Origin of the sequence: Chroococcidiopsis sp. TS-821 (assembly GCF_002939305.1) — a bacterium.
Taxonomy (GTDB): Bacteria; Cyanobacteriota; Cyanobacteriia; order Cyanobacteriales; family Chroococcidiopsidaceae; genus Chroogloeocystis.
Window position 1 is genome coordinate 150,593 of the sequence record NZ_MVDI01000010.1, and the last position, 9,047, is coordinate 159,639.

The 9,047-nt window shown below is 44.9% G+C and carries 7 protein-coding genes and 1 pseudogene; 5 read left to right on the plus strand and 3 right to left on the minus strand.

Annotated features, from left to right (window positions below):
* The first annotated feature begins 25 nt into the window (after positions 1-25).
* Both B1A85_RS19920 and B1A85_RS19925 read left to right on the plus strand, forming a co-directional pair.
* Complete coding sequence (locus B1A85_RS19920) at positions 26-814, plus strand: ATP-binding protein (protein ID WP_104548478.1); 789 nt, start codon at positions 26-28, stop codon at positions 812-814.
* Positions 792-2,630 (plus strand): phospholipase D-like domain-containing protein, encoded by a 1,839-nt coding sequence (locus B1A85_RS19925; RefSeq protein WP_104548479.1) that lies wholly within the window; start codon positions 792-794, stop codon positions 2,628-2,630. Before B1A85_RS19920 ends, B1A85_RS19925 begins: the two co-directional genes overlap by 23 nt.
* A 4-nt stretch (positions 2,631-2,634) precedes the next feature.
* Here the strand turns inward: B1A85_RS19925 and B1A85_RS19930 are convergent, their stop codons facing one another.
* On the minus strand, positions 2,635-3,723 hold the full coding sequence (locus B1A85_RS19930) for a RuBisCO accumulation factor 1 (RefSeq protein WP_104548480.1): 1,089 nt from the start codon (positions 3,721-3,723) through the stop codon (positions 2,635-2,637).
* Positions 3,724-3,859: 136 nt separating this feature from the next.
* Between B1A85_RS19930 and ubiE the strand changes: the two genes are divergently transcribed.
* On the plus strand, positions 3,860-4,549 hold the full coding sequence (ubiE, locus tag B1A85_RS19935; RefSeq protein WP_104548481.1) for a bifunctional demethylmenaquinone methyltransferase/2-methoxy-6-polyprenyl-1,4-benzoquinol methylase UbiE: 690 nt from the start codon (positions 3,860-3,862) through the stop codon (positions 4,547-4,549).
* A gap of 34 nt (positions 4,550-4,583) precedes the next feature.
* Positions 4,584-5,819, plus strand: a complete 1,236-nt coding sequence (locus B1A85_RS19940) for a DUF445 domain-containing protein (RefSeq protein ID WP_104548482.1) — start codon at positions 4,584-4,586, stop codon at positions 5,817-5,819.
* Positions 5,820-5,872: 53 nt separating this feature from the next.
* On the opposite strand, the gene hflX is transcribed toward B1A85_RS19940, so the two are convergent.
* Positions 5,873-7,636: a GTPase HflX gene (gene hflX / locus B1A85_RS19945; RefSeq protein ID WP_246841478.1), complete on the minus strand. Its 1,764-nt coding sequence runs from the start codon at positions 7,634-7,636 to the stop codon at positions 5,873-5,875.
* Positions 7,637-7,741: 105 nt separating this feature from the next.
* On the minus strand, positions 7,742-8,725 hold the full coding sequence (cofG, locus tag B1A85_RS19950) for a 7,8-didemethyl-8-hydroxy-5-deazariboflavin synthase subunit CofG (protein WP_104548484.1): 984 nt from the start codon (positions 8,723-8,725) through the stop codon (positions 7,742-7,744).
* Between the two features lie 147 nt (positions 8,726-8,872).
* On the opposite strand from cofG, the pseudogene B1A85_RS25705 reads away from it, so the two are divergent.
* Positions 8,873-9,047, plus strand: a pseudogene (locus B1A85_RS25705) (photosystem II q(b) protein); the annotation flags it as partial.

The window sequence follows — 9,047 nt, forward strand, 5'->3', positions numbered from 1 at the left end:
TGGCGATCGTCGCCAGCTACCACCTATGCTTGATACTCACTCTTTAGAAGAAGTTGCTCAGGCTTTAGGAAGTCCGCGAGATGAGCTTGAATTTTTAGAAGAATCATTATTTAAAAGACAATTTGAAGCAGCACGCGCCAGTATCAAACAGATGCTAAATGTTCAGTATAGGATGCATCCTCATATTATGGGAGCAATTAATCAGTTTTATGAAAACAAACTAGAATGCGGTATTCTCAAACCGGAAATACAACGCGCTCATAAATTAGCAGGGACTATTTTTCAAGAAAAACAACATATCGTTTGGATTTCCACACCTATTGGCAAAGGCTTTGAAGAACAACGTGATGGTCATTCATTCTTCAACCTGCGAGAAGTTGACATCATCGAAAAACTGTGTCGGCAAATAGAAGATGTATGGACTTCTAAAGTCGCAAATGGCAAACCTAAAAAAGAAATTGCTGTAATTACATTTTATGGCGCTCAGTTGCGAAAAATCGATCGGAGATTAGACGCTCAAGCTTTTCCTTCTTTACACATTCGTACTGGGACTGTTGACCGTTTTCAAGGAATGGAACGACCAGTGACGATCGTAAGTATGGTGCGCAACAATCGCGATGGAGATGTCGGATTTGCCAAAAAACCCGAACGAGTCAACGTGGCATTTTCGCGCGCGCAAGAATTGCTGATCGTTGTGGGGTGTCATGACTTGTTTACCCAGCAAGCAGGGCGATCGGGAAGTATGTATTTGAATGTTTCTCACGTTGTACGTCGTCACGAAGGATTTATAGATGTTTCGCGCATTCTCGGCTAAACCAATTGAGCCACAACTGCAAAAGTGGGTGGATGAAATTGAAGCGCAAAGTTCTGGGTTAACTGTTTTAGCAGCACGTCAATTTTGCTATAGCGTGTATCAAATTCCAGTAGAAGTGACTATTAGCGAACCGCGCAAATTCAATGTATTAGAAGAATTTGTGCTGCGTGCAGGTATTGAGCTTGACCCACCGCCAACGGAGGATGAATTAGCGACTGTATTAGGACTTGACTCGGTGTTCGTGCGCAATATTACAGCAAATCTGCGGGCTTTGCAAACACTGGAGAGTACACCCACAATTGCAGTAACTCCTCAAGGGCGACAATTCTATCAGCAGGGATCTGTACCACAGCCACCCACCAAAGTCCAAATTTATGCGATCGCCGATCCTTTGGTTGGAAACCTGACTTTTCAATTCGACTCGCTCAACGACATCATTTTCAATCAACTCGATTTAGCTAATTTCGTCACCTTAGAAAATCGCATTCCTGATATTTCATCCTTGCCACTCACAGAACTACAGCAATTTATTCAAGCGTCAGGGTTAGGACTACACGCACCAGAGTCAGGTAAAGCGATCGCAGCTTGTTGTGTAGTTACTCCCACACAAACACTTTGGCGAACAATGTCGCTGTTCGTCATCTTTGATGGACTTGAAGATAAACTGCGACTGCAAGTTAGACGGGGTAAGCAAATCTTAGAAGAAGCCTCGCGCTGGCTAGAGGAATTGAAAGTTGAAGGTAAAATTCGTTTAGATGCTTTGTGCGACCTCTCAGATGACATTATTGCAAAAGAACGCGCCGCAACGCTGAATCAAAAAAATGCTGAAGTTGAAGCCAGACTCGAAAAGATTCGACAGCAGGCGCTAGAAACAGCAAGAATACAAAGACAACAGCTACAAGATCTTATCCCTGAAACGGGTACAGCAATTCAGTTACGCGATGGAGAAATTCATCAAGCGTTCTTCGATGTTCTCGATCGCGCACAATACCAGATTCTCATATACTCTCCTTGGGTGAGCGAGGCGGTTGTAGACAATGAGTTGTTGCAACTCCTTCAGAAGGCAGCAGATCGCGGAGTTTGGATTTTGATTGGACATGGAATTGCTCGCAAACAAGAAGACGAGGATAGACCAATTCCCCTAGAAGTTGAAGCGAAACTACGTGCAATTGAAACTCCTGAGGGATTATCCGCTGTCCAGATTTATTGGTTAGGAAATTCTCACGCGAAAGAAATCATAGTTGATGGCAAAGTTCATCTTTGTGGAAGTCATAACTGGCTATCCTATCGAGGAGATTGGCTACCGCGTGGCGAGACAGTTTATAAAGTTACTATTCCTACGCAAGTTCAAGAAGCTCGCAAATTTTTAGCACAGCGCTTTCAAGTTCGCGCACAAAAATTATGGGATGCCGCAATGCTAACACGCAATCCAGCCCAAGCTGAAGTACCGCTTTGTATTTGGGGGGCGTTGGGTATGGAAGAAATAGCACTTCACCAGTTAGAACAACATCATTTCTTAGAACTTTTACCAGTATGGTTACGCGTTGTTTGCCAAGGTTTAAGGTTAGACTTGACACCACGCTTATTAAATGCTGTCGCAGCAGCACTATCGTTGCTTGCTGAGGTTTCAGAGCAAGAACCCTATATCAAGGAGCTTAAGGCGGGATGGTATCAAGTTATGCGGGCGATCGCCAAACGAGATCGCAATACGGCTTTGACACTGCTCAACGATCGCGCTTGGTCGCAGTTCATCCGTTTGGGAATGACTCATACGCCAAAGGACTCGCCTGAGGAGTTTATCTTACGTTGCCCATAAATTCCTACTCATCAATTTGCCACGAATCTTTAGTCAGTTCCTCATCGACAATTCGCTTAGGACGCAACACGAGGACAATTCGACCGAGGAGTGGAGTCTCAGTAGCGCTATCGAACCACTGAAATTCTAGTTGTCCTGATTGTTCAACAACAAAGTAACTGTTCGCATCCCATTCGCGTTGCGCGCGATCGACAATGACTAAAACTTGTTCTTTGCTACTATCGGTTTGATTCGGCAGGCGATCGCTCGTACACAAAATCGCAATAGGGTCTGTCGTTCCTAAAACAACTTGCCATCCTGGTAATGGTACCCACGCTTGTTCGCCAGCAAACTTGACCATACGAAACGGTTCAAGTTCTTCAACTAAGGGAACTGCTTTAATGTCATCCGCCTTCAGAGGCATTTCGCCAACAACGGGCACAAGACGCGGTAATTCTTCCTCGGCTTCGAGACGGTAAAACGGCAAACGCGGTGCAGGGCGCTTGGAGACAGCTGTAAAATCGACTAAAAGTTGCTCAATTTGTTCTCTAGCAGTCGCAGTATGGGCAAATCTCAAGCCTTTAGCAATGAGACGCGATCGCTCTTGTAGATCGTTTTTTTGCCGCGCCAGTTTCCAACACTGATAGGCAATGGCATCCCCTGGATGATTAGAAAAACCTGTGGGTAAGGTGCGAAATCGGGAAAATTCTTTAACAGCTTTAGCAACTTCTTTTGCTTCATCCACATCAAGCCGATGCAATAAAATCAACTCAGCTGCAGCCGCGCGTTCAGCTTGTGTCAATAAACGAAGTTCGTATAATACATCGCTACCCCGTTGAGCATAGTGCGATCGCACTTCGGGTGGGGCTTCGGCTTTCTCGATCGAGTCGTATACTTGCGCGCCTACGATGATTTGATTTTGCTGCACTGGCTCAAATCCCGTCGCTTCAAAAATTGCTTGAGAACTATAACCAGACTTTTGGAGCTTGGCGCAAGCTCTACCCCATTCTACCCAATTGCCTTGTTTTTGCCGCAGCGATCGCAACAATTCCTCAATTGCTTCAGAAGACTCTTTGCCACCACTATTAGCAGGATTCGCCGGTAATTCAGTCATAATCTCAGCAACTCTTCAGCACAAATTCTATTTTAATGTGAAGAGTGTAGAGGAAGCAGAAGAAGCAGAGGTGCAGAGGAAGCAGAGGAGAAATAATACACTAAAATTCTTTTGCACTAACAACTAGCCACTTTCTATGACTTCAACTCAAATCCGCGATATTTTCGACCGTATTGCGCCAGTTTATGACCAAATGAACGATTGGCTAAGTTTAGGTCAACACCGTATTTGGAAGCAAATGACCGTGAAATGGAGTGGTGCACAAGCTGGAGATACGTGTCTAGATTTATGCTGTGGAAGTGGCGACTTAGCATTGCGGCTGAGTCGTGTTGTAGGCACTACAGGTCACGTGTATGGCGTGGATTTTTCACCACAGCTACTGGCGATCGCCCAACAACGTTCGCAAAGACATTCCACTTCCATTACCTGGATAGAAGCCGATGTTTTAGCATTACCCTTTGCAGATAATTTCTTTGATGCAGCGACAATGGGCTACGGATTGCGGAATGTTGTCGATATTCCGCGTTGTCTTCAAGAGTTACACCGCGTACTCAGACCTGGTGCCAAAGCTGCTATCTTAGACTTTCACCGTCCTAGTAATTCGCAAATGCGAGCGTTTCAGCAGTGGTATCTCGATACAATAGTAGTTCCACTCGCACGCCAGCTAGGTCTAACCGAAGAGTACGCATACATTAGTCCTAGTTTAGAGCGATTTCCTACCGGTTCAGAACAAGTCAAGTTAGCTCAAGATGCAGGCTTTACCAAAGCCACACATTACCCTATTGCTAGCGGTATGATGGGAGTATTGACAATAAAAAAATCATAAATTTACACGCAGCTTTTTATATTGGTTCGCATCCTTGGACTGGTCTAACCTATGGCTCTATGCGGCTCCTCCTGTACTAGGAGCAATCATTGGCTATTTTACCAACGACATAGCCATTAAGATGCTCTTTCGTCCCTACCGGACACTATATATAGGTGGAAAACGCGTACCTTTTACCCCTGGATTGATTCCCCGCAACCAAGAACGTTTAGCTATGCGGGTTGCTGATACAATCATGGGGTCATTGCTGACGCCAGAAGAATTGCAGAATTTGGCACGACGCTTACTGCAACCTGAACGCGTGCAGGCTGGTATTTTATGGTTACTACGACTAGCTTTAGATCAAATTCGCTTAGACAAAGAGCAGAAAACTGCCAAAATCATAGCAAATATTCTCAGAGATCTACTTGGTCAATCCTTACCGCGTTTACTCAAAGTTTTAGCACGACGTGAAGATTTTTTAGAAGCACAAATCAATCAAATTTTTGACCAAGTACTCCTGGAATTTCAACTGAGTGACGAACAAGCGACTAAACTTGCAGATTGGTTGTTACAAGTCGTTTTACCACCTGATGTCATTCGTCAGTTGTTAGTTGACTTTCTTACCGATCGCACAATTCAAATCATCGATGAAGGTTTCAGGGAAAAAGCTAGCGGAACTTATTGGGTAGTTGCTAATTTATTTGGGTTACGCAACACTTTAACTCGCCTGAGAACCTATTGTTTAGATGAAAAAGAGGCTACCAATGAACGTATTCAAGAATTGATTCGTTCTTTGGAAGTTCGTAACCGTCTTAAGACTTGGTTGCAGAATTTGTCTTTACAAAACTTACCAGTTTCTACAGTTCGCCAATTACGTAAAACAATCCGCGACACGATTCGCAGTTATTTACAACTCCGTGGTGGTGAATTTCTCCAAGGATTAAGTGATTCATTAGATTGGGAGAATATTGCCAGCATCCTCTTAAATCGTCTGCGCAACTCTGCGGTTGTCAATACTTCTTTAGATGTTGTTAGCAAAGAACTCGCTTTAATTTTGGAGCGCTACTTAGAACGTGACTTAGAAAATATCGTGGCGCAAGCAATTCCCATCTTGTCGATCGATCAAGTTATCGTTGACCGCGTTAAATCGACTTCTGCTGCGGATTTAGAAACTGCAGTAGAAGGAATTGTCAAAAATGAGCTACAAGCGATTGTTAATTTGGGTGGAGTATTGGGGTTTGTCGTTGGTTTGCTACAAACCGTATTTTTGGTAATTCGTAATTTTTAGTAGTTGCCTCCGGCGCGCTACGCGAACATAATTCGTAGTTAAATGAGATTGTGTTAGGAGTCTGGATTTTGGGATGTAATGCCGCTATTAAGAGTAGTTGTGTAACGCACAAGTTGTCCGAGGCGTTGGCGGAGAGTTTCTAGTCCTAAGCGCTCGCTTGCAGAAATATACACTGCTTGCGGAAATTCTTCTTGGGCAACGGCTAGTGTATCGCTGTCAACGCAGTCAACTTTGTTTAGAGCTATCAGCATTGGACCTGGGGTTACTGGCATTTCTGACAGAATACTCATCACTGAGCGAATCTGGCTTTGCCATGCTGGGTGCGAAAGATCCACGACGTGAAGTAGCGCATCAGCTTCTGTCACTTCTTCTAAAGTGGCGCGAAACGCATCCATTAATGATGCGGGAAGTTCGTGAATAAAACCTACCGTATCTGTTAAGACAATGGTTTGTGGTTCTCCACTCACACCGGGAATAACTAACCGGCGAGTTGTCGGATCGAGTGTCGCGAATAACTGATCTGCTGTGTAAACCTCTGCATTAGTTAGTGCATTGAGGAGCGTAGATTTTCCGGCATTGGTATAACCAACGATCGCTACCGATGGAACTTCGCGATGTTGGCGCTGTTGTCGCAGACGCGAGCGATGTGCTTGTAATTGATTGACTTCTTCTTGTAGCTTAGCAATGCGACGAGCGATCGCGCGGCGCTCGGTTTCTAGTTTTGTTTCACCAGGTCCGCGCGTGCCAATTCCACCACCGAGGCGAGACATTGCTTGACCCCGCCCTGTTAGTCGCGGCAGCATATATTCAAGTTGGGCAAGTTCGACTTGTAATTTACCCGCACGCGTGCGAGCGCGTTGCGCAAAAATGTCTAAGATCACTTCGGTACGGTCAACAACCCGAATTCCAATTTGCGTTTCTAGGTTGCGGACTTGCGCAGGGGAAAGATCTCGGTCAAAAACAATCAAGTTGGCACCTAGGGTTTGTGCTGTTAACGCAATTTCCTGCACTTTTCCTTCACCAACCGCAGTTTGAGGATGCGGACGCGATCGCTTTTGGCGAAATGTTTGTAACACTTCTCCCCCAGCAGAATCAACTAAACGCGCTAACTCGTCGAGCGTATCTTGAAATGCTTGGGGTGTGATATCGTCGGTTTGAACTCCCACAATTAATACGCGATCGCGGTCGGTATCTACCTGCGTTGCAACGTATTCGCGCCGAAATTCAGCTTCGAGTCCTTCAACTAAATCAAGAAAATCTTGATTGCTAAGAACATCTAAACTCAGTGGTTGCGACACACTCCAACTCGCGAGTGGTGCAGTGCGCGTCTGCTGCGTATCAGTTTCTGCTGCTTCGGTGCTAGGAACTAAATGCGCTAGATATGTTTCTTTTACGTAACCTGTTGCTCCTCCACCACGCCGTTGAAATCCTGAGCCTGTGATGTTGAGTACCGCTAGAACATCTAATCTTTGCAGCGCCATTGCCGTTAAGGCTGCTTCGCTGGGTGGTTCGGGCTTTAGTTGCGTAGCAATACAACGAATACCACTCAGACGTTCTGCACCATAGCGTGGCAGTTCAAGTGGTGGAATTTGAGTTTGACGTGGCGTGCCAACACCAACACGAATCACCTGTCCCCGACGATTCACATAGGCACACACCGGTTGATTAATTTCGGTGCTAATTGCTGCCAATCGCTGCGCAAATTCGGGTGTCGTCGGGCGATCGCCTGGTAAGCGTTGTTGATACAGCCGTTGTAGTTGCTTAATTTGGCTGGATTTTAAACCGTGAAGATTACCGTAAATAGTCTCGATAGGCACTTTCGACCAATCTTTGGTCTTTTGAATTCGCTATCTCTATTTTATCGCGCTGTTTTCACGTTGTTAAACTTAAGTTAGTTGACGATCTTAAAGGTTGGTAACTGGTCATTGGGAATGGGAATGACATTTTTCTACTACTCGATATCTATTTCTCCAAGATTGCACCGCTGTGTATAAAGGTTCAGGTAACCACTTGTCGTACTGTGGATAAACTGGCAAACGTGGTGTGAGTTGCCATCCTGCTGACTTTAACATTTCTAATAAATCGGCGTCAGATAAGTGCGGATAATCTGGATTGACTTCATCTTTTGGACTAATACCACCTAAATCTCTTGCTCCTGCTTGAATACAAGCAAGTAGCCAGTTGGGATCTAAAACTAAATTTGGTGGAATTTGAATCGTAATTTCTGCGGGTAAAATTTCTCTAGCTTTCGCGATCGCCTCAGGTAAATGCTGCGGTTTAAAGCCTGGTGCATTCCATGTTTGTTGATTTCCTGGGCTGTAAGGTTGCAGAATGACTTCTTGGATATGACCGTAACGAGCGTGTAACTGCGCGATCGCCTCCAATGTTTCCCACCAATCGTCTTGTGTTTCACCAATTCCTAGAAGCAAACCTGTTGTAAACGGAATCTGTAATTCTCCTGCCCAAACAAGTTGTTGCAATCGCAATTGTGGTACTTTGCTGGGTGCATGGCGATGAACTGTGCTTAATAACGTAGGCGTCAGCTGCTCTAGCATTAAACCCATCGATACATTGACAGCTTTTAGCTGTTGCATTTCTGCAAAACTTAAAGGTCCTGCATTTGTATGTGGCAAAAACCCCTGCGCGATCGCCAGTTTGCATAAATCATAGATTAACTGTAGCCATGGCTGACGCCTTGATGAGTGCGGGTGAACCTCGCCACTTAATATGAGAATCTCACACACACCTTGATTCTGTAGCGCTTTGAGGATTTTTTCGGCTGTAGATAACGTCATCCAAGGTGCCTTACCTGGATCTACCCGAAAGTTGCAATAGTCACAGCGATTGAAGCACTCATAAGTGGGTACTAAGGTGTAAGCAGGACTATACGTGACAACGCCAGACATTGATGTGATGTAGTTACTCTGCTAGACCTCACTTAATTCTAAAAAATTTTTAAAACCCTTTACAAAACGCAACAAATAGCTTAAGGTATTAATTGTGGGAAATAACACCCACAAAATCATAAGCAAAACAAAAGCAATCATAGAAAGATGACAACAACTCTACAAAGACGCGAAAGCGCATCATTGTGGGAGCGGTTTTGCAACTGGGTAACATCAACAGACAACCGGCTATACGTAGGCTGGTTTGGCGTACTGATGATCCCAACACTGTTAGCAGCAACAACCTGCTTCATCATCGCCTTCATCGCCGCACCGCCAGTAG